This is a genomic window from Nostoc sp. (assembly GCF_036919555.1).
Classification (GTDB): Bacteria; Cyanobacteriota; Cyanobacteriia; order Cyanobacteriales; family Nostocaceae; genus Nostoc.
In genome coordinates this window covers 1-24695 of the sequence record NZ_JBALCS010000096.1, presented here as the reverse complement: position 1 = coordinate 24695, position 24695 = coordinate 1, and the positions used below count along the sequence as shown (strand labels likewise).

Sequence of the window (24695 nt, the reverse complement as noted above, 5' to 3'; positions counted from 1 at the left end):
CAGCTACTAGATATAGATGGCACTACAATTTCTGATAGCTGGAACGATCGCAGAAGTGAAGCGGTAATTCGCAAGTTGGAGCAGGAATACAATTTGTAATCGGTGCAACCAAGTTGGGAAAAAGATAAGCACAATCCAACTACTGGCGAACGTAGGCACATTGCTAGAAGTGGAGAGGAAAGCGTTAAGTTAAACTTCAGCGATCGCTCCAAATTCACAGACAGTAGCGTGTGAAGAATTCTTTCAACTGTGTCTTCCCGTCTTGAGTAAAGGGATTATAAAACACCTCATCGCTATTACCCTGACTCCAAAAACGCAAAATTCTAGGGTAGTCGGCATAACGAACGTAAATTAGAGGAGTTTTTGTAGAGGCGATCATATCAAATTTGGTGCGATCGCGCCGTTGAGTATCTTCCAGATCATGCCAGGGAGACTGACATTCCAACATTAGACAAGCTTTACGGCAGTGTTCACCCAAATTAGGGTTCATCACAATAATGTCTACCCTAGAGTTAACCCAGAATTGCCACAAGGTTTTGTCCTCTAAGTAAACCCCTTCCCGTTTAGGACAGGCTATTTGCAAAGGAAATTCAGCGAAGTACCAGTAGTTTTCGCCCAAAATACCACGCACCAATTCCATGATAGATAGGGCGTAACCACTTATCAGTTCTCCTCGCTCAAAGTCGGCAGTGAAGAAATGCTTATCTCCACTAAAGAATTCAGATTGGTGAAAATCTGCCTGGTTGGATTTTGCATAGCTAGTGTAGACTGCGTTGTAATGATCCGTCATTTAACTTTCTCCAGATTCGTTTATTTATATGTTTACAACCTATCTGGAAAACCCCAACTAAGTCTCCCCACAAACGTGGGCAATTTTGTGGGTAATTTTGTGGGTGGTCTATCATCCAAAGAAATTGATAACCTTGAGCAGTAAATACAAAGACATTGAACCGATGCCAAAGTTTACAGATAAGTTAAAGGAAGACTCATCAGAGGTTTACCAGTTATACGAATGGGATAGATTTTACCAGGATCTATTGAATTGCAATGGTGGAGATGGATTGAATCGTCAACAACACAGATGTTTAAAAGCTATTGCTATTGGCTCACCTCACGATCAGATTGCTAAAGAACTAAACATTGCAACTACGGCAGTAACGGACTATTTAAAGAAGCCTTACGATCTTATTAAAATGCTTTTTCCGGATGAAACTACAGAGGGAAATATGACACCTACAAAAGCTCGTTATCTAATTCTTAGTAATTATAAAAAAATCTCTCAATCAAGTGTTTCTAGTTTTGATCAAAAAGATGAACCTAATTATGAAGTCAACAAAAACATAGAAGATATAAGCCTAATTAAAGAGTACACATGGCAGACAATTGAGCAAGTTCAACCCTATATTGATAATTTTCACAATCTCTGTAATTCTGAAAATTATACAAAAGCTTTTTACACAATTTTTGATACTGATGATTATGAAAATTGTGTTTATAAATTCTTGAGTTCGCATGGGTACTTAAATATCGTAATTGCTCTTTATGAGCGATTAATAGAATCTTGGATTCCCCGAAAAGGCGAAAAATGGGAATTTATAACTACACTTGCTTGTTTAGGCGATGCTCATGATCGGATGGGAAATCACGAAATAGCCATTGGACATTATCAAAATTGCTTGGAAATTGCTGAGGAAATTGATGATATAGATAACATTGCTGGTTCTCTTGTAAATTTGGGTCTCGCCTATTTTTATTTAGAAAACTATGAAGAAGCACTTGATTATAGCCGACTTGGTTTAGAAATCGCCAGAGAAATTGGTAACAGAGAATTTGAAGCGAATGCACTCAATAACTTAGGCTTGATTTACAGTAAACTTAAGCAGTACCAATTAGCTATTGATTATTATCATTTCTCGTTAGAAGTTAAATCAAAGCTTAATGATCCTCAAGGAGCAGCAGGGTCATTAATTAATATAGGCGACACATACTGCCAGCTAGAAAAGTATGAACAAGCTATTTCTTTCCTTCAGCGCGGAATAGAAGCTGCTCACCATAGTCATCATAATCAATTTGAAGTTAATGGTAGGTTTAATTTAGCATTGGCTCTAGAGTCTCTACACCATTATTCAGATGCTATTTCTGCTTATGAAGAAGCTTTTAAGCTGTATCAGCAAATGGAGATGATTGAAAATGCAAAAGACTGTAGAAAAGCGATTATCCAGATGAGCAAAGCCATTAAAGAGGACATTAGTGATTTCATGGAAAATGGCTGCAATACAGATGATTTTGAAAACGTTGATTTAAAAAACAATTTTGATGCAGAAACCAGCGAGAAATTGGACAATGAGGTAGATGATGACTTTGATCACAAGGAGTGAAGACGTGGCCTATAAAGAAATAGCTCCCAATTCCGTCATTGGTGAAGTCTTGCTGTGAGCATCATCCAAGGAGCGTTGGCAAGGCGATCGTGCATGGTTTGCTCATCTTTTGCTTTAGTTAATATCTTTGTATTTGAATTGTTGATATCATAGGCTTTGCTTCCCCATTTTTGATAAATATAGCAATCCTTGCAGGAGTTACTAATAAAAAGATCCCCGACTTCTTCAAGAAGTCGGGGATCTGAGCCTCTCGGTGTTTACGACTCAAATAGGATTGCTATAAAACTGACGATAATTTTTCTTAGTGGGACTTAAACAAAAATTATGCCTAAATGAAGCGCAAACTCATGATAATTGCTGCATTTGAGCATAAGCTTCATAAACACCCTTCACGTTGTACCAATTAAGAAAAATTCGGGCAATTTCTAAAGCTAATTGAGGTTTACCTAAATTAATTAGCCATTGCAAAAATGGAGCCATTGTCCGTTCATTAAGTGCGCCGTTTAGTGACAAAATTCCCCAAAGTAAGCGATGTAGCCAAGTCATTTGAATCATCATTCGCACTTCCCATATAGGATGCTTTTGATAAAATAAAACTCCCATACGTCCGCGTTGAATTTCTTGGTCAATTAATCGGGGGATTTGCTCTAATTTAAATGCTGGATGCCAGTGATATCCTACGGCTTCTGGACATTTAATTAGTGTCAAACCTAGTTTTTTCAGCCGCACGCCTAATTCTAAATCTTCCCAACCATAGAGTTGGAAACTGGTGTCAAAAAGTCCGGCTTTCTTTAGCCAATGTTTGGGAATTGCTACATTTCCAGTAGCAAAAAAAGCTGCTGAAAAATCTGTTACTTTGTAGGGTTCAGCCGTTGGGTTGTCGAAATTACAAGTATTAATAACTGCACCGTAAGTGAAAAAGCGATCGCTCCTCAATTTCTCCTGTCCCTGCATTAGTGCATTAGCATGAGCTTGCAGGAAATTTTCCAGCACCACTAAATCGCTATCAATAAAGATAATTGTGTTTCCTAGCGCCTGTTCTACCCCCAAATTCCGAGCTGCAGCTGGGCCAGCATGGTCTTGTTGAAACCAGCGTACATGGGGAAACTCCTCTTTGTGTTCTGTCAACCAATCCAATGTGCCATCAGTAGAACCATCATCCACCAAAACAATCTCGTAATTAGTAACCGAACTTGGCTGACTTAACTGCTGCATCTCCAAGGCGCGGAGGCACTTTTCTAAAATTGGTTGACGATTATAAGTCGGTATCACAATGCTGAAAAACACACTATCACCCACAACACTATTTACCCATCTCCAGGATAGGACAGATACAACACTGACACTGTTCCTTACTTGATTCTGGTTACAGAAATGGTGAATCTGCCGATAATGCAATTTTATAAGTTTAAAATGTTTGGATCAATCAAAAAGCGATCGCGTTACTTTTGGGGATTCAGCTTAAATTCATCAAACTTCAATACTTCCGAATCAGGCTTGCGGGTATCAAAGCGATAACTACTTATCGTACCTGTCCCCGTATCAAAGATACTGAAAACCGTAATATCATTACTCGTAATATAAGGCATTGGCTTCCCATCTTCACCCAGCAAGGGAGAAATTGTTGGCACTATCGGTTCTAAACCATTGGGATCACCAACCTTAACATAATCCTCTTGATATCCGATTGGCACTTCTCGCTTTCTGTTACCCCAAGCAGCACCGTAAGTATTGCCCACATTAGATGTTTCCAGAAAGTGCATTCCACTGGAACTAACAAAGCGGTTCCACAAATGGGAATGCCCATAGAATACCAATTGCACATTAGCTGCTTCTAGTAAAGGGACAACATCGCGGATAATATAATCTCCGTCTTTGGGGTACTCGTAACGCACTGCTTTGATATTGCTGTTATCCCGTTCAATTATCTGTACTGGTTCTGTATAAGCAGGAACTATATTATCACCCAGAGTATGGGGCGGATGATGAAACATCACAACTTTGTATTTTGCTTGTTTAAACTCAGGGCTGTTCAGTTCTGCCTCTAGCCAATTGTACTGCTTGGTGCCTTTAGCAATTGGCTCATAAATCAACTGTCCATAACCCCAATTTTCAGGATTATTTAAATCGTTTTCTGCTTCTCGATATCTACCCTTACGCTTTGCATCTAAGTTGGGAGTGCGCCACATATTCGTAGCGTACAGTACCACCAAACGCACATCACCAAAAGTAACTGCATAATACCTTTTTCCACCCTCTTTACTTTTTGGTAAAGAGAAAATCTCTTCGTAGGTATTAGTATTAAAAGAATTATCTATTAAAGATTTGTCTTGGTAGATTTTTTGAGCAACGACACGGGGAATTGTATCATCAAATTCACCATTTAAACTTCCCGTCCTGGCAAAGCGCCCCATCACTTCATGATTGCCAATGCAAGTAAACATGGGTGCGTGTTGAATTATTTGTCCACCAGTGTAGGTTGTCTTAACACCGTCGTGCGTCATTTCGTATTTGGCACGACCTTGTAAACCGGGAAACAACGCACCACCACTATTATCATCAAACCATTCTGAGGCGCGATCGCTAACATTGACCAAATCACCAGCAAACCACACCCCATCAACTCGTCCAACCGTTTCTACCACCTTTTGCAGATTTGCAGATGTCATCGGCTTTAACTGATGGTCAGAGGTCAGCAGAATTTTTAATGGTGTATCGGCTTCTGGAGTTGCTGCGAGGCTAAAAACATCACTGTTAGCACTCTCGCGGTCTTCTCGCACACTCGTGACAAGATAGTTTACCCGCAAACCAGGAGTTAATCCAGTCACCTCAGCCTCATGTCGCCAAATATCACGCTGGACGGGTTTTTGATAAACTTGACCGTCTTTGGTTTGGTTTGCAACTCTTGACTCTTGGTCTTCACACGTGCGACTGAGTTTGGTAGTATTTGCCTTAGCAGTGTGTTTGAGATTTTCCCCGTAGGTTACTGTGTGATTAACACCAGCAAATTCAGTAAACCAAACTACTCGCACTGAGGTTTCAGTTGGCAATTGCAAAAATGGGTCGGTGAGCAGTTGGGGTGCTGATGTCATAATTGTTTGCCCAAATGAACGCACATTTACCAGAGTAAAGCATATAACAAGTACAAGCATAGCCACCAAGAATATTTTACGGCTGCTTTTGCGTTTGAGCATGAGTAACATACCAAATTTTTTTAGGTGTCTGTGACTTAACGCAATTTTATTATTAGCCTTTTTGCGGACAGGATTAAAATTTTTCCTCGATCAAGCCTCTAGTTTCAGCATTACGCTTCATCTGTAGGCTTCTCCAGTTTTTATAAAGTTTTAGACTATATTTTTAGGAATAAGAATTAAAAACATCCAATTTCTGTCACTAGCTTACCTCACCGAATTTTAGATTTTAAATTTTGGATAATGGAAAAGAAGATTCAAAATCCAAAATTTAATGTATGTTTGAGAGCAAGCGTTTTATTCGCGAGAATAATTCTATTATCTAAAATCCAAAATTAAATGACTTGCCCCTGACTTGATTGCTCTTTTCAATCAAAAATTAAAAATTGCTTTCCCCTCAATCCCTCTCCTTATAAAGGAGAGGGATCGTGAGACAGGATGAAGCTTTGCATTTTATTTAATCCACGTTCCTTACTACTTAAATGTAATTACTGAACGAAATATCACATGAGTAAATTTAATTTAATTTGTATCTTTCTTGAAACAAACTATTTGTATAAATATCTCATTAGAGATTAATTGTTTTTAAGCTTCTTCAGTACCTGTTATTGGACTCATATAGCGGTTCTCGGTTGAGTGACGTACAAGAACCCCACCCCCTAAGAGCAAGCGAGGAGGGGGCTATGATGTACCTCATGTGATTAGGAAATGCTATATGTGATTTATAAATTATCAAGTATAAATACTTATCAAAATAGCCAATTTATGGCGAGTAGTGCAAACTTTTAAAAAGGTTTAACAGTGATTTAACACGGGCAGTTTTTTAAGGTTTATCAACTAAAAATCGCCCAAAAAGAGAATAAATAGCATTTTTTTGCTCCCTATCATAGCTGTTTCAGATCACAACCAACTTCTGAGAGCAGAGATAGATTGACCTCACGAAGTTTAGTGAGATAATAGAGTTGTGAGGGACAGAACGGACGCAACTTGATTATTAAGGGGGAAATTTATGAAACTCCAGCTATTAGCGGCCATGGCCTTAGCAACTCCCCTATTGTTTACTAGCTCGGTTAGAGCCGAGAATCCGCAGGACTTACAAAAGCTGCTTTCAACTGGGGAATGTATTAAGTGTGAGCTATCGGGAGCTAACCTCAGTGGCGCTCATTTAATTGGTGCTGACTTGAGAGGCTCGAAGCTCCAAAGAGCCAACCTTGTAGGGGCTAACCTCGAAGGTGCTGACTTAACTGGTGCAAACTTGGCAGGTGCTAACCTAACATCCGCTTATGTAACCAATGTGAATTTAAAGCAAGCCAATCTCAACGGGGTAAATTTTACTCGCGCTACGATTAACGATTCTAATGTCTATCAAGCATCAATGAATGATCTCAATCTCACTGATGCGAAAATATATAACACTGGAATCGGTATTGGTGGAGAAGATGCCGAGATACCCGATTGGAAATAGGCTGAACTTAGTAGGCAGGTTAAAATAAACACAACATAGGTTTTTGCAAGTTTTAAATCAGACAAACTGGTTTTTTGCCAGCATTATCCTTAAAATCTGCCTATCAAAAATAAAAAATGAACCCTCTCTGGCTTGTAATCACTTTACTATGACGAAAGCAGAGGGGGTTTCTTATGGGGATTGAGCCGATATTCACGCAAAAACGATCCTCTTCCTAATCTGTATGGAGTTACACATGTCAATACAGTAGGATTATCCAGGTAGCAACTACGATGACAACAGTAGGTGTAGAAAATCTACTGCTAAGGTGAAAGAAGGGGAATAATATCCGCCATCGACTCAACCCAATTAATTGAAAAACGCTGTAAGAGCGAAATTGCGAGGAAACCCCCTAAAAACAAAAAACCCGCCGTAGCGGGTTACACAACAAAACTATGAACATTGAAAACTTGATTTAGCTGGAATACCTCATCTCAGCTTCTAGTTGACGAATCAGTTGTTCGTCACCCTTTGCTCTGGCTACTTGCAAGCGATGCTCTAGGCTTTTTTGAATATTCGCTCTGTGCGTTTCTTGTCCTTTGCTCACACTTTGTAGTCTATTTTGACTCATACTGATTACCTTTTTAATTTTTCGCTTTATGTCTTGTATTCTTAACATAGCACACATTTTGTAGCTGTTGCTACAGAAAAATATTTTTTTATATAATGAATTTGGCTAAGAATTATGTACAAGAATCAGATAAATCAACAACCACTCGTGACTTTACTGAGCGATTTTAGCGATCGCAATGTTTATGTAGGTATAATCAAGGGAGTCATAGCCGAAATTAACCCTAGACTGACGGTGGTAGACTTAACACACCAAATTCCGCCGCAAGATATCGCCGCAGCCCGGTTTTGCCTGATGAATGCTTATCCCTATTTCCCAGTTGGGACAGTGCATCTGGCAATAGTAGATCCGGGTGTGGGAGGCAAGCGACGTGCGATCGCAGTAGAATTTGCTCAAGGGTTTCTGGTAGGCCCAGATAATGGTATATTCAGTGGCGTACTCAGTCAAAGTCCAGCGATCGCAGCCGTCGAACTCACAAATCTTAACTATTGGCGAACTCCTCAACCAAGCAAGACTTTTCACGGTAGGGATATCTTTGCACCAGTGGGAGCTAGTCTTGCTAGTGGTGTCCTTCTCAAACAGCTAGGACAAGAAATAGATCCAGCAAGTTTGGTAAAACTGGATGTAGGCGAGTGCAAGCAGACAACCACTGGTGTAGTGGGTTACATTCAATATATTGATCACTTTGGTAACTTAGTGAGCAACATTCCAGGGAGTTATGTACAAGACAAAACTTGGTATGTGCAAGCCGCACTTTTGAGTATACCAGGCTGTGAAACTTATAGTGATGTTAAGGTTGGAGAGGCGATCGCTTTAGTTGGCAGTCACGGCTGGGTAGAAATTGCCATTAATAGCGGCAATGCTCACTTACAGTTGCAGTTAAATTCGCAAGAAACGCTTCAAGTTATGCTAACTTAAATACCGCACTTGGTGAGTGCCGCATCAAGAGAAACATCAAAATTATATCCTCTTTCCACAGTTGGCAGATGTCCTGGGGGGAAAGTTTTAAAGTTTGGTTCCTTACCAGGTTTATACTCATATCTTTTAGTTTGCTGATTATAGTTCCACTGAATCAGCCACTCACCTGTTAACGTTTGCCATCCAACCGCGTCATACATCTTGCGATAGTCGTTTTTCTGTTCCCTCAAAATCTTTTCTTGAGCGCTAAAGCCCAACTTACCATCACTGGCTGTATTCCAAAGCCTGTCAATGGTTTTCAAATCAACACACGAAAGTGTATTCATTTCATCTTTCCCAATAGAACCCTCCGCTTGTGCCTTAGTCCCTGCAACATCTAGCATTCTCAGGTAAGTTTCTCGGTTAGCCTCTTGCCAATCTTTACTTTGCAAATATTTCTGCAACTGGCTGTAATCGACATTGCGGGCTGTGGTAATTTCTACTTGCTTAAATGAGCTAGAATTAGTAGTTTTGTTAACTAAATCACTGCTTCCTGGACTTTTGATCTCAGACTTAGACCGCGTTAACGAATAGCCAATCCAGCTTAAAACAGCAAATATACCGATAAGACTTGCTGTGATTAGTAAGGTTAGTGCCAGAACAGTCTGATTATTCTTTGCCATTTTGGATGCTTCTGATTACTTTGAACGCCCCAGATCGAATTTAGTCTAACTGCTACCACATAGATGTATATCTTAGCTTTTTGTCAGCGATCGCATTAGGGACTTCTAAATAAGAAAATACTCAAATCACGACTTTAACGGAAAAAATTGTGAGTTTAGGGAAAAATAGCGAGTTTAGTAACGATAGCTTCTACGTTTAGGGCAATACGCTTGGGTTAAGGGAGGAAACCCAACCTACACTGGTTTTGGTTTTTGGCTTTAACCCAAGCGTATTGACGTTTAGGGTGACAACTATTTATTTCTGAGGGAGTCTTATGTCTCTGGGACTAAGCATTTTCTAATACAAAGATATAAAATCATAGAAACCTGGAGAAAACTATGTCATTAGAAACAAAAACACTACAGGCGACAACACCAACTTCTAGTTTTGAGACACCAGAACAGAAGCAAGAATTTAACTGGAGGCAATGCTGGTATCCCATTGCCTTCGTGCAACACTTGCCTGCTAACCGCCCTTATAGCTTTTCCTTGTACGATGAACCCTTGGTTTTGTTCAAAGACCAAAATGGACAGTTTATCTGTTTAACAGATCGTTGTCCCCACCGTGCAGCTAGACTTTCTGATGGACAAATTATTGACGGCAAAATAGAGTGCCTATACCACGGTTGGCAGTTTGGCAATAATGGTCAATGTCTGCACATTCCTCAATTACCAACCGATGCCAAAATTCCGGTAAATGCTTGCGTGTCATCGTTTAAAGTCTTAGAACTTCAAGGTATCATTTGGATGTGGGCAGGGGAAGCCGAAACGGCTATTGATGAGCTAATTCCATCTCTACCAGATTGGAAAAAGCCGGACTGCTTCAATTTAGATTATGTACGTGACCTACCTTACGACCAAAGCTATTTTATTGAAAACGTTATTGACCCAGCTCACGTTCCAATCAGCCATGATGGCATCATGGGAAGTCGAAAAGATGCCCAAGCCCTGGAAATAGAAGTCATTGACAGCAACATTCAGGGAATTAAGGGAAGGTGGCGGCAAACACGCACACCCAATCGGCCTTGGATTTCATTAGATTTCATTGCTCCTAATTTGATTCTCTACAAATTTGGTAATGAACAGCAAGGTAAGTTTGGGGGTACAGCTTTGTATTCAATTCCACTAAGTAAGGATAGATGTCGAATTCTAATCAGAAATTATAGTAACTTCTTTAGCCAAAAAATAAAGCTGATGCCTCCCTGGTTAGATCACATCTTGATCCGAAACAAAATCTTGGAAGGTGATTTGCAATTAGTCGTTGAACAAAAGGCACAAATTGAGCGTTTGGGACAAAATCTCAAAGAAGTGTATTTCCCGCTCAAAACATCTGATACTTTAGTGGTTGAGTATCGCAAGTGGCTAGATAAATTTGGGTCATCTTTGCCATTTTATCAAGGTTATTCTACCTCAAAAAATGTTGGTAGTAGCGAGTGTGATCAAAAGTTGATCACGTTAGACCGATTCTCGCAACATACACTTCTTTGTAGTTCTTGCAATCGAGCTTATCAAGTGACAAATACGGTCAAACAAAGTTGTATAGGGGTAGCGATCGCTCTAACTTTTGTCGCAATACTTGCAGATGATTCTAGAATCCGAATAACAGCAATATCCCTTTCTATAGTAGCAGTTGTAATGTCCGCGATCGCTCAGACACTCAAAACTCATTTTGAGCGTTCCTACACTCGTCACTAAAATAGGGACTGGGGACTTGTACTGACTTGTACTGAGCGATGTCGAAGTAGCGTTGCCGTTGGCGCAGCCTCTCGTAGAGAAGTATTGAGGACTAGAAACTAGAATCAGAATTCTTCTCAATGCTTAATCCCTAACCCATAATCTTAGTCATGATCAAGTTAGCGGCTCTGCGCTAAACTAAAATATATTGGGATAAAAATCTCTGGCAGTAAGTTCAATACATCACTAATCTTTACCACTGCGGCGATCATGTCTCAAGATCATAACGAATTACTCCAAATTCAGGAGATTACCAAACTCAAACCGAAACACTTTGCCGATTTAGTCAGATCAGCACAATTGATTTTTGACCCCACAGCCGGAGTTTCGGGAAGAAATATCACAGTTGACTGGGAACAATTCGGGATTCCCCATGATGTGGCGGATAATCTCAAATCACTTGGTCAACAGTACCAATATGCATCTCCTCACATCCCTGTTGAAGACATTTGGAGTAAATTAACTCCAGAAACTCGTATTTGGTTTGTTGAAAATAAAGATAGGTTGTGGGAGCTTGAGGAAGTTTTCCCAGCCCTTGACGAAGATTAAACGGCTGAATCATTGAAAGAAATACCAATTGTTTGTCGGGGCACAGTGATTATTGTGCCCCTATCCTCTCTCTATAGGCATTTTTGTTTGAATACAACACGCGGTAAATTTAGACTTAGTACACTGCGATGGAAGTTTGCCTATCTTTAACAAGTTGTTTGGTTAATTGAGAGGATAGCTGGATTTACTCCGTGCTGTACTAGTTACAGCAGATTGCAACAAGCGCCTCTGTACAGATTATTGTCAGGGCACATCAATGTTGTGCCCCTACCTGTGTACCTCATTTACCTGAAAAACGCTGTATCTTGTGCGATCGCATTAGCTTGAGTACATAAGTTAAATTAATAAAAAAGCTTGTATCGATGAATGAAAGTGTAAGTGTTGCTACCAACCTGGAAGAACACACTCATGAAAATCCTGTTGTCACCAAACAACAGCTATTTGTAAAACAACTAATTGTCCTTGTCTTGGAAATACTTCTAGCATTTTCTCTGGGTTTAGTCCTGGCAAAGTTTCAAATTGGTAGGATTGCCTGGATCTTTGGCGGGATTGCTGCTGGTACAGTGGTTCTTCAAGGGTGTGGAATTTTTTATAAATATTCCCCTCAACCTAACCCCACTGCTAGAAAAGTGGGAATGGCACTTGTAGGCTTAACTGTCGGCGCTTCCAATGCCCACACTAATCTAGCTAGTGTTGCTTCTGGTATTCCGATATTTATTTTTCTGACTTTGTTTATGCTGCTGAGTGGTAGTTGTATCGGTTACATTTACTCCCGCGTCAGCAAAACCAACCTATTGACAGCAATGCTGGCTACTGTTCCTGGTGGTGTCGGAATTATGGCAGCGATCGCCGCCGATTACAATAAAAATGTCAGCTTGGTTGCCCTAGTTCAGGCGATTCGCGTTACCTCAGTAGTTTTTCTAATTCCCCTGATTGCTAGGACATCAGCTGGTAATTACTATCCCCAAACCCTGCCAATCAACGCTGCTTGGCTGAATCTCGATCCATCTCAACTAGGATTACTTTTGTTAGTACTGCTAATCACTGGTTTAGTAGTTTATCCAGCGATATTATTTAAAATTCCTGCTGGCGATTTCTTTGGTGCATTGTTGATTGGTATCGGGTTTAATCCTTTGCTACATTGGCTGCCTTTTATGGGTGATATTAGCTTTAGTCCGCCGCCTTTAGTTAACTTATTGGGTCAAATGCTCCTGGGAATTACTATTGGTGAGTATTGGGGAGACAAACCCAACTTTAATAAGCGGACTATCGGCTATGCCTTGATGTCTGTAGGCATGACCCTCGTAGCCGGAGCGATCGCTGCTATACTTGCGATGCAATTAACTTCTTGGGACTGGTTAACCTGTCTCTTAGTTACAGCACCGGGAGGATCAGCAGAAATGATCCTGGTTTCCCTGGCATTGAATCATAATGTTGAAATTGTCACAACTGGTCATTTAGTGCGACTAATTGCGATTAATAGTTCCCTACCACTTTGGGTATTTTTGTTTCGCCGTCTGGATGAGAAACTTTCAGAACCAGTTTAATTATGGTTTATCGAATAGCCCCTGAGATACCTCACCCTGGTTTTGCTTCCGCAAAACCTGTCCCTCTCCTTAGTAAGGAGAGGGATTAAAGTCAGGACTCTTTGAGGTTTTAAGGACTTTTAGATAACCGGAGATAAAACTCCTAACTCCCTTTCAAATACTAAGGATGCTTTAAATGGTTGCTCAAATCCAAGAACTTGAAGCGCAGCACTGGATTAAAACTCGTTCTTCCCTCGACTCTAGCGAATCCACTTTCCTGATTTGGAAAGGTAAAATTTACGCCTTTATTCCCGGTGAGAAAAGACAACTCCTGTTTAAGATTTTGGGATTGAGCGTTAGCCGATGTATTCCCACAGGAGAAGGTACTTGGGATTTTACTTCCAGAGAACTGACTTACTATCTCAACCCAAAAACAGATGAAGTCTTACCCAAATGGGAGAATCCTTGGACGGGCGAGACAGTTCCGGTGATTCACGTTGCCAATAATCCTGTGCAGGGTAAGTTTGAGGGAAATTTCCCCGCACAAGTAGATGGTGACAGCACAACCTTCGTTTTTGATATATTTCCCTATTACCCCAATCCTTTAGCAGACGATCCAAAATTTGCCGAATACAGCCCAAATCCAATTTATCAGGCAGCAGAATTATTTAAATTAACAGTGCCAACCGCAGATTTATTCAACACAGCACTTCCCTCAGTTTCTGAACTCAAGCTGAGTTGGGATAGAATTGGTCAATGGCTTCCCTGGATGAAAATGGGCGATCGCCCCGGTCAACTGATCTACAGTGCTACTGGCAGCAAAATCAATGGTTTAACAGAACTGCCGCCACTGCTGCAAGACGAAATTAATAACCGTATTCCTTTATATAAACAAGCCCCAAAAGCATTGATAGATGGGGAAGATATGACTTCCTGGTTGTACTTCCAAAAGCATTTTCAAGCTTACTTGGCTGGTGAAATCTTCCCACTTCCCCAAGCAGAAGAATTATGAGAAGGAGTCATTTGTCATTAGTTATTCTCTGCCCTATATGGAGTTAAGATTATGACCCAAACGTTGCCCAAATTACTCACCTTCAATCAATTTATCGAATAGTATCTCAATGATGGTAAACGCTATGAATTGCACAAAGGAGTAATTGTTGAAATCTTCGCCCCAACCGGAGCGCATGAGAAAGTTATTGCGTTTTTGTCGCGTAAATTAACCGTAGAGTTTGATCGTCTTAATTTACCCTACGGAATTCCCAAAACTGCATTGGTCAAAACTCCTTCTGCCGAATCTGCTTATTCGCCTGATGTGTTGCTGCTAAATCTTGATAATCTCGACAATGAACCGCTTTTTCAAAAACAGTCAACAGTAAACCAAGCAGCATCGGTTCCAATAGTTATTGAAGTTGTTTCAACCAACTGACGAGATGATTACTACAATAAACTTAGGGATTATGAAGAAATGGGCATTCCCGAATATTGGATTGCTGATTATGCTGCATTGGGTGCAAAAAAGTTCATCGGCAATCCCAAACAACCCACTATTTTTGTATGCGAATTAGTTGATGGTGAATATAAAATGACACCGTTTCAAGGTAACACCGCGATTTCATCTCTTACCTTTCCCCAATTAAATTTAACTGCACAGCAGATTTTTAATGCGGCTAAATAATTTATATTGCATCATTTATAACCCACATCCTGTCATAATTTATTATTAATCTGCACTAAGATATACAGCGTTTTTCAGGTAAATGAGGTACACAGGTAGGGACACAACAATGTTGTGCCCTTACTGCGTGGTCTATTTACCTAAAAATAGCTGTAAGCCGTAGTTTTTCAATCTCCCCCATCTGCAAGAGTTTGCAGTATAGGTAAAAAAATAGTTGGGCATTTTTTTTTAAGAATGCGAGGAAAAAAGAGTTTCCCAGTCAATCACAGGTGGTCTTTGTCCCTGGTTAACTATTTCAAAAATTTGTCTGGAACTATTTGGCTGAAAAAGACATTCTACACAAGCGCTGGCTACATCAATCCGGCTAGCATCACCCGAAAGTGTATCCCCAGTACCTACGACCACACCGTATTTACCTCCTGTTTTTGCCTTAAGAAGGGTGTTGAGGTCGTATGAAGTATATAGACCGTCAATGAGGCGTCCTGCACGGATAATAGTGTAGGGTAATCCTGAATTAATAATAGACTCCTCGCCCTTTTGTTTGGCATCCAACACGCCAAACGCATTAAGAATACTAAAAGGAAACTGATTTTTACGCAGAATTCCGCAGGAAGAGACGAAAACGAATCGCTGCAAATTCCGGGGTGCTGCTGCCACTAGGTTGCTGACACCTTGGGCATCGACCTTTGCTGGACTATTCTTTGCTTTTGCTTCACTAGATTTGGGATTAAGGTAAGTGATTCCCCATTCAATCAAGTTCGGGGGTTGGTCAAACTCCCATCGCGCAGAGGGAAAGGCAGTGGTTCCGGTACAACTTATGATGTGGGTGACATCTAGCGTTGCGGCTGGTAGTGTAGCTGGCTGGCGGATGTCACCAACGGCAATTTCCACTCTCTGGTTAAACATCTCTTCAGCTTTTGCGGCATTGCGTGTCAGGACACGAACTTTCAAGCCTTTCTCTAGCAGCTTGCCTACGACCAGTTGCCCCACTCCACCAGTAGCACCAGCAACTAGTACCAAATTTTCAACTGACGTTTCAAAAGAAGTCATAAAGTACCTGTGAGATAGTCTATGGCAATCCTATTTGATTTGTGAGAATTGAAATAAAACTGATAAGGCAAGATAAGTTCTTAGTTAAAGGCTAACTAAGGTTTTCTAACTTTTTGGTGTTTAGTCTTGGTTTTCGACTATTTCGCCGATTATACCTCGATTTTTGACCAACTACAATCACCAATGAAATAGGTTTTTGGCTATTTAGTTTTGCTCTGTAGCTTTCAGGCTGATAAGTGGGAATTTTAGGATCAGGGTAAACTCCGTAAATCTAACAGGATTTATGCAAAAAAGTTCTGAAGTAGGGGTAATTCATGAATTACCGCTATGACAAATCAAGTTTTTGAGACAATTTTCCCTAAGTCGTATCTAAATCAGCACAGTAGCCAGCCAGTACTTGAGGTTTCGAGCAAGGAATGAAAATTAGTCAAAAATTAATTTCGGGTATTCTAGGAATGGTTACTCTCTCAGGAATGATTGGTGCGATTAATGCTAATCAGCAATTGAAGATAGCTAAGTATCTTGCTCAACAAGAGGCTGAAGAAGTTGCTGGACTACTTGGATATTTCGTAAGTCATGAGTTTCAATACCACGAAATGCGATCGCGAGATCAGATACTAGCCGATTTGCAAAATCATGTTCAAGCACTACACAAGCAACATCAGCGTGATCTAGAGATTGTAGACCGTAATAAAATCATCCTGGCAGATGTAGTTGCCGAAGACATCGGTACGCGATTAGATCACGATCGCAACAATGAAGTTGGTAAAACTATTCACGATGGCATACCAAGAACCTATGTTGAGACTAGTTCTGAGTACCCAAAGGGGATTCAATTGATTGCTGTTGCTTTTAAGACTAGCAACGGTGAAATAATTGGCGCAGTAATTCTGGAATATACACCGCTTTACGAAGCCGCGCTAGCAACAGCCCATAAAAATATTGTTGTCACGTCGGTTATCAGTTTGGGATGTGGCATATTTGCATTAGCAGCAGGTTATCTGCTCTCCAGAAGCATCTCAAAACCGATTAAACAACTCCAGCAAGCTGTGGTATATCTGACTGAAGGTAAGCTGGATACCAGAGTTAATATTCGCTCCCAGGATGAGATTGGCGAGTTAGCGATCTCGTTCAACAAAATGGCGGACGATCTGCAACATTCCAGAGATGAGTTGGTCAAGGCTAACGAACAATTACGAGACGAGATTGTTGAGCGCCAACAGGCAGAAACAGAACTTCACCAAGCTCTAAAAGACCTGCAAAAAACCCAAGTCCAATTAATTCAAGCTGAAAAAATGTCGAGTCTGGGTCAACTAGTGGCGGGAGTTGCCCATGAAATCAACAATCCGGTTAATTTCATCTACGGCAATCTTCAATACACTGATGATTACATTCAACAGCTGCTGCTGTTAATTAAGCTTTATCAAAATTATTATCCCTACCCAGAGCCAGAAATTAAAAATGCTAACGAAGAAGCGGATATTGAGTACCTAATAGAAGATTTGCCTAAGATGTTAACCTCAATGAAAATGGGGGCTAAACGCATCCGTGAAATTGTTCTCAGTCTACGAATTTTTTCTCGTTTGGATGAAGCTGAGTTTAAAACGGCTAATCTCCATGAAGGAATCGACAGTACTCTGTTAATTTTGCAACACCGAATCAAGGCACAAAATAATCGCCCTGAAATTCAAGTGGTCAAAGAATATGGTGAAATGCCTAAAATCCAGTGTTTTGCAGGGCAAATGAATCAAGTATTTATGAACCTCTTGGCAAATGCAATCGATTCTTTAGAAGAGGGGTTCCAAAAAGAACTTTGTCCAAATCCTTTGATTCGCATTTCTTCAGAACAGGTAAATGAAAATGTCATCATTCGGATTGCTGATAATGGAGCAGGAATTCCAGAAGAAATCCAGTCGCGTCTATTTGACCCTTTTTTCACTACTAAACAAGTTGGTAAGGGGACTGGTATGGGATTATCGATCAGCTACCAGATAATTACTGAAAAGCATGGTGGCTCTTTGCAATGCATTTCATCATTGGGACAGGGTGCAGAGTTTGTAATTCTAATCCCGATGCGAGCAGTGAAATCAGCACAATTATCAATAGATATCTCCAGAAATTAAATATGCGTTATCCAGAACCTTTGTAGAGAGACGTAGCACTGCTACGTCTCTACATTCTTTTTCACCAGATGTTTAATCTGCGATCGCACTTATAGGGGAAATTGCGCCCGAATTGTTCGGTTCTACCACTATCACCAGTACACAAATAGCTATAACCTTTTAGGTAGTAGTGAAATGTCTAGCCTAGACGCTGTTAGTCGCTCTTGAATTAAGGGGGTGAAAACCTGTGTATAAATGGATATTGCCAAGCCTGAGCGAAATCTTGGCCCAAAATCAATCAAGTGTCGCTAAATGTTCCCCTGCGAAAGCAGAGCGGCAGTGGCGTGTCAGCCTAGCAGCGACAGAACATTTGCTATTAAATACTTTAGCAGATCCTTCAGTTGACACAACCCAAGGATTAGTTTTAGCTGCACCAGCACCCTTATTTAGTCAGCCAAAACTGACTCAAAGCTTACAAACAGTAACTTTTACGGCAAAACCATTTAATCCCTTGGCGCTGATGCCATTTCAGATGCCAGATCCGATGCCTGGGTTGGGCTACGCTAACGCATCTGTAAATGAAGAAATCGCTCCCCATGAATCGATACTTCCCTTATTACCCGCCGATCCGCTAGGGGCAGAGCAGTTTTGCTTAGTTTTCACAGATAAATTTAGATTAGTGCTGGTTTTAGCAACCCACAAAAACGGTAAAAAAACCTTTTCATTTTCTTTTGAGCCAGAGGTAGTGCAGCAAGCTTGGCGATCGCTAGGAGCAAGGGTAATGCTGGCTAATCCAGAATTTTTCGCCCGCCTAGACGCATTAGTAGAACAGTATTCTCCGGTAGCACCAGATTACCGCATCATGATTGAGTTTAGCCAGCTGTTGCTTCAGGAATTAACAGAAGCCGAAGAGACTAGGGACAAGGAGGACAACGGGGACAAGGAGAATAACCCATACCCAATTCCCAATGCCCAATCCCCAATCCCCAATCCCCAATCCCCAAATCCCGATATAGAATTGCTCCAAGCTTTCGCTCACGAAGTCCGCACACCTTTAACAACTATTCGCACCATGACTCGTCTGCTTTTGAAGCGGCGAGACTTAGATGCCAGCGTGATCAATCGCTTAAAAATTATTGATCACGAGTGTACCGAGCAAATTGACCGCATGGAGTTGCTGTTTAAGGCAGCAGAATTGGAAACTACTGCTTCAACAAAATCCTCAAAAACTCAACTCACACCGATGTCTTTAGATCAAGTGTTGCAGCAGAGCATTCCCCGTTGGGAACAAGCAGCGCATCGGCGGAACTTAACTTTAAATGTTGTTTTACCCCAGCAATTACCAACAGTGGTGAGTAATCCTACGATGCTGGATCAGGTACTCACTGGTTTGATAGAGAATTTCACTCGCAGCTTACCTGCTGGCAGCCATATTCAAGTTCAAGTTATCCCGGCTGGAGATCAACTGAAATTACAATTATCGCCCCAATTCGGGTGCAAAGATTCCAATAAAGCCGCCACACCTGCAACGCCACCAATTCGGAAAGCTCTAGGTCAACTGCTGATGTTCCAACCAGAGACGGGTACGATTAGTTTGAATATCGCTGCAACTAAGCATTTGTTTCAAGCGATCGGTGGAAAACTGATTGTGCGCCAGCGTCCACATTATGGGGAAGTTTTGACGATTTTCCTACCTTTAGAAGTTAGCAAGCAGAAGCCGGCAGTTAGCAGTTAGGAGTTAGGAATTAGGAGTTTGGAGTTATATGATCTCCGGGCTATTAAGCATAATATTTGGAACCCCACCCCGCCGGCGGGGCTACGGTGTATACACAAGTCCTAAAATCCTTGCCTGGTAAGATACAAGCCTTAATGGGCAAGGTTTTGATTTGATCAAGTTGATTATCAATAGTGTCAGATTATTGATAGAGGCATAACGGAAAATCAAGGATTTTAAAAATAATTTTCCGTTCTTTTCTGTCCATTTGATTGCCAACTAGACTTGTGTATACACGGTAGGCTCTTCGGGAGGGGATTAAGGGGTGGGGTTCTTCGGGTTTAATAACTAATCAAACGGACATGATATTACAGCTATTTTCAGGTAAATAGACAACGCACTAGGGGCACAGCATTGCTGTAGCCTTACGACAGATGTAGTTCAAATATTAGTCTAAACTCCAGTCATAACTGATCACTCATTTTGTGTAGCGATCGCTCTTGGCGTATCGCCAACACTTCTCAGTTGCACTGTAAATGTGGAACCTTCATTTAATTTACTTTTTACAGAAATAGATCCGCCAGAGCGCAGCAGCAATTGCTTTACAATTGTTAACCCCAACCCAGCACCACCATAATCTTCAGTTGCGGCTGTACGCACACGATAAAACCGATCAAAGATTTTGGGAATCTCATTTTCGGCAATACCGATACCTGTATCGCGGAATTCTAATTGGACATAATCGCCTTGAATACGGGCACGCACCCATACTTGACCACCAATCGGGGTAAACTTAATGCTGTTGTGCAGTATATTTATCACAATTTGCCTCAAACCACCGCTCACGCACCAAACAGATGGGAGTTCAGTGGGTACAGTATAGGTTAAGATAATCCCTTTTTCTTGGGCTACTGTTTGATAGGTACTGACTACTCCAGGTACAATATCTGAGAGACGCACCGACTCCAAAGCCCTCCCCTCCAAATTCCGTTCTAGCTGCACCAGTTCCAACAAACCAGTAATCAGGGAATTTTGCTGATCGCACTGGGTATTTAACATCTGTAAATAACGTTGTCGTTGGGGAGGTTTAAGATTAGGGGAATTCAATAACGAAAGTGCTGTCTTCATGTGCGTCAAGGGTGTACGCAATTCCTGACAGACATTTTTCAGGTATTCATCTTTGAGTTGCTCTTTGTTGTGGAGTTCTTGATTTTGCTGCTCCAACTTGGTGGTGCGTACTGTGATGATTTGACGATTAATTTCATCTTGTCGCAGAAGTTGTTTTGCCAACAGTTGATTCATAAGTGCGGCTTGGGGCGCACTTGGACAAATAAAACTAGCAGGTAAAATTGGGGATGATTCTGGTGTAATCGCTTTTTGGATACCATTTAATACTTGCTGAATTACTCTCCCCTCAACAGTAGTTATAATCAGCAACGGCTGGTTTTTATTAGTATTTACCTTCGCCGATATCTGATTTTTGCGTTTTTTAAGTGGTCGATGAGCCAAAATTAAACTGCAAAACTGGGGCGATAATACCATCAGAAAGTTTTCCCGTCGCAGTTGGCTATTTGCTGGGAGGTAAAGAGAGACATGATGAGAGGATGAGGCGGTATTTTCTTTACCTGTTCTCTCATCTCCCCCTTTCTGGCTCTCCTCAATCTGGCAAGTATAAATGAGACTAGACGCACCTACTGAGGATTTATAACGCGCTAATTCTGATTGCCAAATTTTATCCGGTGGTAGCTTCACCCACAAAGTTGCTGCAATTTGCTGCTCAATTAGTAAGTCAATTTGCGCTCTCACCAGTGATAGCAGAGTAGCAGGACTGAGGGACAATGGTTTAGGAGGCACTTGCACTCCCATAACCAGTTGATAAACAGACAGATCCTTAGCCAGAGATACATTCATGAGTCAAGCACAACAAGGATGAAGCAAGAAATAATTCTGTCTTCGATTTTCACCTTTATGTGTGCATTTTTTACAAATAGCCACGGAAAGAAACAGGAACAATCAATTATGGGCAATTTTAATTGTGTGGAATACACATTTTAGGGTAGCACAGCTGTGCTACCTTTGGAATTAGACTTGGATGTTCAATCTTTGGTGTAAAGCGTCGCGTGCGTGTTCTCGGTCGTCAAAATGGATTTTTTCAGTACCGAGAATTTGATAATCTTCGTGACCTTTACCAGCAAGCAAGACTCCATCACCTGGTTGTGCTTGTAAAATAGCGGTACGAATTGCGATCGCCCGATCGCAAATTATAGTTGGCTGCACTGTGTCAGGAATTCCCGCCAAAATATCTGCCAAAATCCGTTCTGGGTCTTCAGTGCGGGGATTATCCGATGTCACCACCGCCACATCAGCTAATTCGGCGGCAATTTTACCCATTATTGGGCGCTTAGTGCGATCGCGATCGCCACCACAACCAAATACACAAATCACCTTTCCAGGTATAAACGGACGTGCAGCTTTCAGTAAATTTTCTAAACTATCGGGTGTATGGGCATAATCCACAATCACGCTAATATCTTGCTCAGGAATAATCTGCACCCGTTCCATCCGTCCGGGAACTCCTGGAAACTCAGGTATCACAGATACGAGTAACTGCAAATCTAGCCCTAAGTGTAAAACTGCTCCTACGGCTGCGAGAAGATTTTCTAAATTATATTGTCCGACTAGTGGCGATCGAAAAGCCACGTCACGATGAGGTGTATGTAATGTACCACTGACACCATTCGGCTCGTAACTTAAATCACTCATCCATAAATCAGCGCTGTTGTCGTTGACACTATAACTCCAAACCCTTTCGGAATCTAAAGAGGCGATTAACCGTTTGCCATAGGAATCATCAGCATTAATTATTGCCCGTCCCTTGAGATAATCCGGGCTAAATAACAACGCTTTGGCGGCAAAATAATCTTCCATGTCGCTGTGATAGTCGAGATGATCTTGGGTAAGATTACTGAACACCGCCACCTCAAATTGACAACCCAACACTCTACCTTGGGCCAAAGCGTGAGAACTTACTTCCATCACCCCGAACTCACTACCAGCATTTACAGCCTCTCTTAGCTGTTGTTGCAGTTCCACCGCAAACGGCGTAGTGTGGGTAGCAGTTTGCTCAAAACCTGGCCAACGAGTGTAGAGAGTTCCCATCAAAGCTGTAGCTAGATTAGCTTTGATCAGCAGAAATTCAATTAGATGAGTAGTTGTAGTTTTGCCATTTGTACCAGTCACGCCTACCAGCTTGAGTTTTTGTCCCGGATAACCGTAAAAAGCACTGGCTATCTGGGCACAAGCTTGAGTTATGTTACTTGCACTGATGACTACAGCCTGATTTGTGGGAGGATTTTTCTGTGCAGCTTCCGGAGAAACGATCGCAGCTACGGCCCCCGATGCGATCGCACTTTGCCAAAATTCCCCACCATCAACCCGTGTTCCTGGCATCCCAATAAACAAATCTCCCACACGACAAGCATGGGAATTTGTCTTTAAACCCCTAACTTCCACATCCTCCAAAGTAGGATAGCTAGGCAATTGCTCAACACTGTCTACCGCCGTTAGTAATTCCCGCAATTTCATCTTGTGAACCTCGTCAGATTCTTAATCTTGCGCTTATTCTGCATTATTTTTTTCTAATTGGCTAAATACTTACGCAACATTTGCTCCAACTGCTGCACACTAGCACGAGGAGAAGGACGCGGCAATAATTTCTCACTCCTCTCTTCTCCCTTTGCGCCTCTGTGGTTCGATAAATAAAGTACTGGCACCTCATACTGATACGCAGCAAACCAATCTTCACGAGTCGTAATATCCCTAGTTTCTAACTCGAAACTGAGATTTTGGATTTTTTCTAGCTTTTCTTGCAAGCCTTCACATAAATGACAGCCCGGTTTACTGTATAAAATTAATTGCATTGTTTATTTGAGTTGGCGCAAGAAGTTATAAGTTCACAATAACGTAGACGTGTAGCGGCAAGCCGCAGGCTACCGCAGAGGCACAGAGGACGCAGAGCAGTCTAGCTATGCTGTTACTGGCTCCGTTTGTCCTTATCATGGCTGCAATAGTTATAATTATTCGCGGTGCATTATAAAACGACTATAAGCTATATGAACAGGTGATATTCCTAATTTATAAAACTCGATTATTTTTGGTGCATCGTCAATAGCATCAGCAAACAAGTTAACCCTTGCTTCCTCATGAGTAACATTCCAATTGTTAAGGATCGCTTGTTGAGCAACCACTCCCCCTGGGCGTGTAATCTTTTCTAATATATTTTTGAGAGACAATTTTGTTCGCACTTTCTTGGCAGTTTCAACGCCGTTGAACCTTACATAACAGTGCGCTGGTAATCCAGCCCTATTTCTTCGATTTGGATCTATTACTTGTAATTGCTGATACAACCTATTCCATGCTTCAGCATTAGTTCGGTCTGAATGATAGACATGGGGATCTAGAATTGCACCTACATCTTGTAATGCCGCTAATTCTAAATCAGTTAGCTGTTCTATGTACAAATCGCCTGCCATTTGAGTGCATCCATTTATGTTTGTGTACGATCTTGCAGCTTTAGTTCTGCTTGCAATTAACTATAGGAATCATATTTGATTTTTGAACAAAATTAGGTATTGTAGGGTGTGTTAGAACGCAGTTCGTAACGCACCAAACCCTTGATGATGGTGCGTTCTGCTGTCGCTAACACAACGCCAGTTGCTACAACGGATAGCGCAGCGTTAGCGAGTCATCGAGCGTCGGGAACCTCCGCAACGCACTGGCTCCCCTACGTATCTTTTCAGAAATCAAATACTAGTCCTATATATACTTGATAACTCTTTCTTTTTGTAGCTGTCAAATATTGTATTATTTGGTGATAAATAGTATAAGTATAAACTTAAGGCGGGAAAAAACACGGAAGGAATGAGAAGTATAAATAAGCACTAAAACTCTTGCAAAAGTCTTTTGTGGTACAATGAAAAGTTTAACCATTTGTGATTAGGACAATGATATCGCAGTGAAAATAGAGAAAGCCAAACAGCTTACTTCAAAGAAATTTAAGCGTATGACTGGAGTAAGTCG

At 41.2% G+C, this 24695-nt stretch carries 19 protein-coding genes and 1 pseudogene; 10 read left to right on the top strand and 10 right to left on the bottom strand.

From position 1 onward, the window contains the following. Positions 1–214: 214 nt before the first annotated feature. A complete protein-coding gene (locus V7K36_RS26890) occupies positions 215–790 on the bottom strand; it encodes a hypothetical protein (RefSeq protein WP_335120733.1) in 576 nt (191 codons plus the stop codon). 133 nt (positions 791–923) lie between these two features. Between V7K36_RS26890 and V7K36_RS26885 the strand changes: the two genes are divergently transcribed. Then, entirely contained in the window at positions 924–2378 is a 1455-nt protein-coding gene (locus tag V7K36_RS26885; RefSeq protein WP_335120732.1) for a tetratricopeptide repeat protein, read from the top strand. A 345-nt stretch (positions 2379–2723) separates the two neighbouring features. On the opposite strand, the gene V7K36_RS26880 is transcribed toward V7K36_RS26885, so the two are convergent. Further along, complete coding sequence (locus V7K36_RS26880; protein WP_335120787.1) at positions 2724–3665, bottom strand: glycosyltransferase family 2 protein; 942 nt, start codon at positions 3663–3665, stop codon at positions 2724–2726. Between the two features lie 155 nt (positions 3666–3820). Next, positions 3821–5470, bottom strand: a complete 1650-nt coding sequence (locus V7K36_RS26875; protein ID WP_335120730.1) for a metallophosphoesterase — start codon at positions 5468–5470, stop codon at positions 3821–3823. A 1108-nt stretch (positions 5471–6578) separates the two neighbouring features. Between V7K36_RS26875 and V7K36_RS26870 the strand changes: the two genes are divergently transcribed. Next, positions 6579–7034, top strand: a complete 456-nt coding sequence (locus tag V7K36_RS26870; RefSeq protein WP_334830265.1) for a pentapeptide repeat-containing protein — start codon at positions 6579–6581, stop codon at positions 7032–7034. 454 nt (positions 7035–7488) lie between these two features. Here V7K36_RS26870 and pirA read toward each other — a convergent pair whose 3' ends face one another. Further along, positions 7489–7644 (bottom strand): arginine synthesis PII-interacting regulator PirA, encoded by a 156-nt coding sequence (gene pirA, locus V7K36_RS26865; protein WP_334830263.1) that lies wholly within the window; start codon positions 7642–7644, stop codon positions 7489–7491. 114 nt (positions 7645–7758) lie between these two features. Between pirA and V7K36_RS26860 the strand changes: the two genes are divergently transcribed. Continuing rightward, positions 7759–8562, top strand: coding sequence for an SAM hydrolase/SAM-dependent halogenase family protein (locus tag V7K36_RS26860; RefSeq protein WP_335120729.1), 804 nt, complete (start codon positions 7759–7761; stop codon positions 8560–8562). Here the strand turns inward: V7K36_RS26860 and V7K36_RS26855 are convergent. Further along, positions 8559–9224 carry a GUN4 domain-containing protein gene (locus V7K36_RS26855; RefSeq protein ID WP_334830259.1) on the bottom strand — a complete coding sequence of 222 codons (666 nt, stop codon included), beginning with the start codon at positions 9222–9224 and terminating at the stop codon, positions 8559–8561. The genes V7K36_RS26860 and V7K36_RS26855 overlap by 4 nt on opposite strands. Before the next feature lie 378 nt (positions 9225–9602). Here V7K36_RS26855 and V7K36_RS26850 point away from each other — a divergent pair, with 378 nt between their 5' ends. The 5 genes and pseudogenes from V7K36_RS26850 (at position 9603) to V7K36_RS26830 (ending at position 14750) form a co-directional block, all read left to right on the top strand. Beyond that, positions 9603–10958, top strand: a complete 1356-nt coding sequence (locus V7K36_RS26850; RefSeq protein WP_335120728.1) for an aromatic ring-hydroxylating dioxygenase subunit alpha — start codon at positions 9603–9605, stop codon at positions 10956–10958. Positions 10959–11207: 249 nt separating this feature from the next. Then, positions 11208–11546: a hypothetical protein gene (locus V7K36_RS26845; protein WP_334830253.1), complete on the top strand. Its 339-nt coding sequence runs from the start codon at positions 11208–11210 to the stop codon at positions 11544–11546. 362 nt (positions 11547–11908) lie between these two features. After that, positions 11909–13093 (top strand): AbrB family transcriptional regulator, encoded by a 1185-nt coding sequence (locus V7K36_RS26840; protein WP_335120727.1) that lies wholly within the window; start codon positions 11909–11911, stop codon positions 13091–13093. Positions 13094–13268: 175 nt separating this feature from the next. Further along, the gene (locus tag V7K36_RS26835) at positions 13269–14084 is read left to right on the top strand and encodes a DUF1838 domain-containing protein (RefSeq protein WP_335120725.1); all 816 of its coding nucleotides are present in this window, start codon (positions 13269–13271) and stop codon (positions 14082–14084) included. Between the two features lie 51 nt (positions 14085–14135). Then, positions 14136–14750 (top strand): annotated as a pseudogene (locus V7K36_RS26830) (Uma2 family endonuclease). A gap of 228 nt (positions 14751–14978) precedes the next feature. On the opposite strand, the gene V7K36_RS26825 reads toward V7K36_RS26830, so the two are convergent. Then, positions 14979–15800: an SDR family oxidoreductase gene (locus tag V7K36_RS26825; protein WP_335120724.1), complete on the bottom strand. Its 822-nt coding sequence runs from the start codon at positions 15798–15800 to the stop codon at positions 14979–14981. A gap of 416 nt (positions 15801–16216) precedes the next feature. Here V7K36_RS26825 and V7K36_RS26820 point away from each other — a divergent pair, with 416 nt between their 5' ends. Together V7K36_RS26820 and V7K36_RS26815 are read left to right on the top strand one after the other, a co-directional pair. Then, on the top strand, positions 16217–17923 hold the full coding sequence (locus V7K36_RS26820; RefSeq protein ID WP_335120723.1) for a sensor histidine kinase: 1707 nt from the start codon (positions 16217–16219) through the stop codon (positions 17921–17923). A 226-nt stretch (positions 17924–18149) separates the two neighbouring features. Next, positions 18150–19637, top strand: a complete 1488-nt coding sequence (locus tag V7K36_RS26815) for a sensor histidine kinase (protein ID WP_335120722.1) — start codon at positions 18150–18152, stop codon at positions 19635–19637. A gap of 453 nt (positions 19638–20090) precedes the next feature. On the opposite strand, the gene V7K36_RS26810 is transcribed toward V7K36_RS26815, so the two are convergent. The 4 genes from V7K36_RS26810 to V7K36_RS26795 form a co-directional block, all read right to left on the bottom strand. Then, positions 20091–21527: a DICT sensory domain-containing protein gene (locus V7K36_RS26810; protein ID WP_335120721.1), complete on the bottom strand. Its 1437-nt coding sequence runs from the start codon at positions 21525–21527 to the stop codon at positions 20091–20093. A 171-nt stretch (positions 21528–21698) separates the two neighbouring features. Next, positions 21699–23201, bottom strand: a complete 1503-nt coding sequence (locus V7K36_RS26805) for a UDP-N-acetylmuramoyl-L-alanyl-D-glutamate--2,6-diaminopimelate ligase (RefSeq protein ID WP_335120720.1) — start codon at positions 23199–23201, stop codon at positions 21699–21701. 53 nt (positions 23202–23254) lie between these two features. Then, positions 23255–23536 (bottom strand): glutaredoxin family protein, encoded by a 282-nt coding sequence (locus tag V7K36_RS26800; RefSeq protein ID WP_335120718.1) that lies wholly within the window; start codon positions 23534–23536, stop codon positions 23255–23257. A gap of 156 nt (positions 23537–23692) precedes the next feature. Continuing rightward, complete coding sequence (locus V7K36_RS26795) at positions 23693–24148, bottom strand: hypothetical protein (RefSeq protein ID WP_335120717.1); 456 nt, start codon at positions 24146–24148, stop codon at positions 23693–23695. Positions 24149–24695: the final 547 nt, after the last annotated feature.

Excerpts from the sequence above, each read along its gene's own strand:
- V7K36_RS26860 (WP_335120729.1), top strand. The coding sequence starts at position 7,759 with ATGTACAAGAATCAGATAAATCAACAACCACTCGTGACTTTACTGAGC.
- V7K36_RS26855 (WP_334830259.1), bottom strand. The coding sequence starts at position 9,224 with ATGGCAAAGAATAATCAGACTGTTCTGGCACTAACCTTACTAATCACA.
- V7K36_RS26890 (WP_335120733.1), bottom strand. The coding sequence starts at position 790 with ATGACGGATCATTACAACGCAGTCTACACTAGCTATGCAAAATCCAAC.
- V7K36_RS26825 (WP_335120724.1), bottom strand. The coding sequence starts at position 15,800 with ATGACTTCTTTTGAAACGTCAGTTGAAAATTTGGTACTAGTTGCTGGT.
- V7K36_RS26850 (WP_335120728.1), top strand. The coding sequence starts at position 9,603 with ATGTCATTAGAAACAAAAACACTACAGGCGACAACACCAACTTCTAGT.
- V7K36_RS26870 (WP_334830265.1), top strand. The coding sequence starts at position 6,579 with ATGAAACTCCAGCTATTAGCGGCCATGGCCTTAGCAACTCCCCTATTG.
- pirA (WP_334830263.1), bottom strand. The coding sequence starts at position 7,644 with ATGAGTCAAAATAGACTACAAAGTGTGAGCAAAGGACAAGAAACGCAC.
- V7K36_RS26795 (WP_335120717.1), bottom strand. The coding sequence starts at position 24,148 with ATGGCAGGCGATTTGTACATAGAACAGCTAACTGATTTAGAATTAGCG.
- V7K36_RS26820 (WP_335120723.1), top strand. The coding sequence starts at position 16,217 with ATGAAAATTAGTCAAAAATTAATTTCGGGTATTCTAGGAATGGTTACT.
- V7K36_RS26835 (WP_335120725.1), top strand. The coding sequence starts at position 13,269 with ATGGTTGCTCAAATCCAAGAACTTGAAGCGCAGCACTGGATTAAAACT.
- V7K36_RS26840 (WP_335120727.1), top strand. The coding sequence starts at position 11,909 with ATGAATGAAAGTGTAAGTGTTGCTACCAACCTGGAAGAACACACTCAT.
- V7K36_RS26800 (WP_335120718.1), bottom strand. The coding sequence starts at position 23,536 with ATGCAATTAATTTTATACAGTAAACCGGGCTGTCATTTATGTGAAGGC.
- V7K36_RS26875 (WP_335120730.1), bottom strand. The coding sequence starts at position 5,470 with ATGACATCAGCACCCCAACTGCTCACCGACCCATTTTTGCAATTGCCA.
- V7K36_RS26805 (WP_335120720.1), bottom strand. The coding sequence starts at position 23,201 with ATGAAATTGCGGGAATTACTAACGGCGGTAGACAGTGTTGAGCAATTG.
- V7K36_RS26845 (WP_334830253.1), top strand. The coding sequence starts at position 11,208 with ATGTCTCAAGATCATAACGAATTACTCCAAATTCAGGAGATTACCAAA.
- V7K36_RS26810 (WP_335120721.1), bottom strand. The coding sequence starts at position 21,527 with ATGAATGTATCTCTGGCTAAGGATCTGTCTGTTTATCAACTGGTTATG.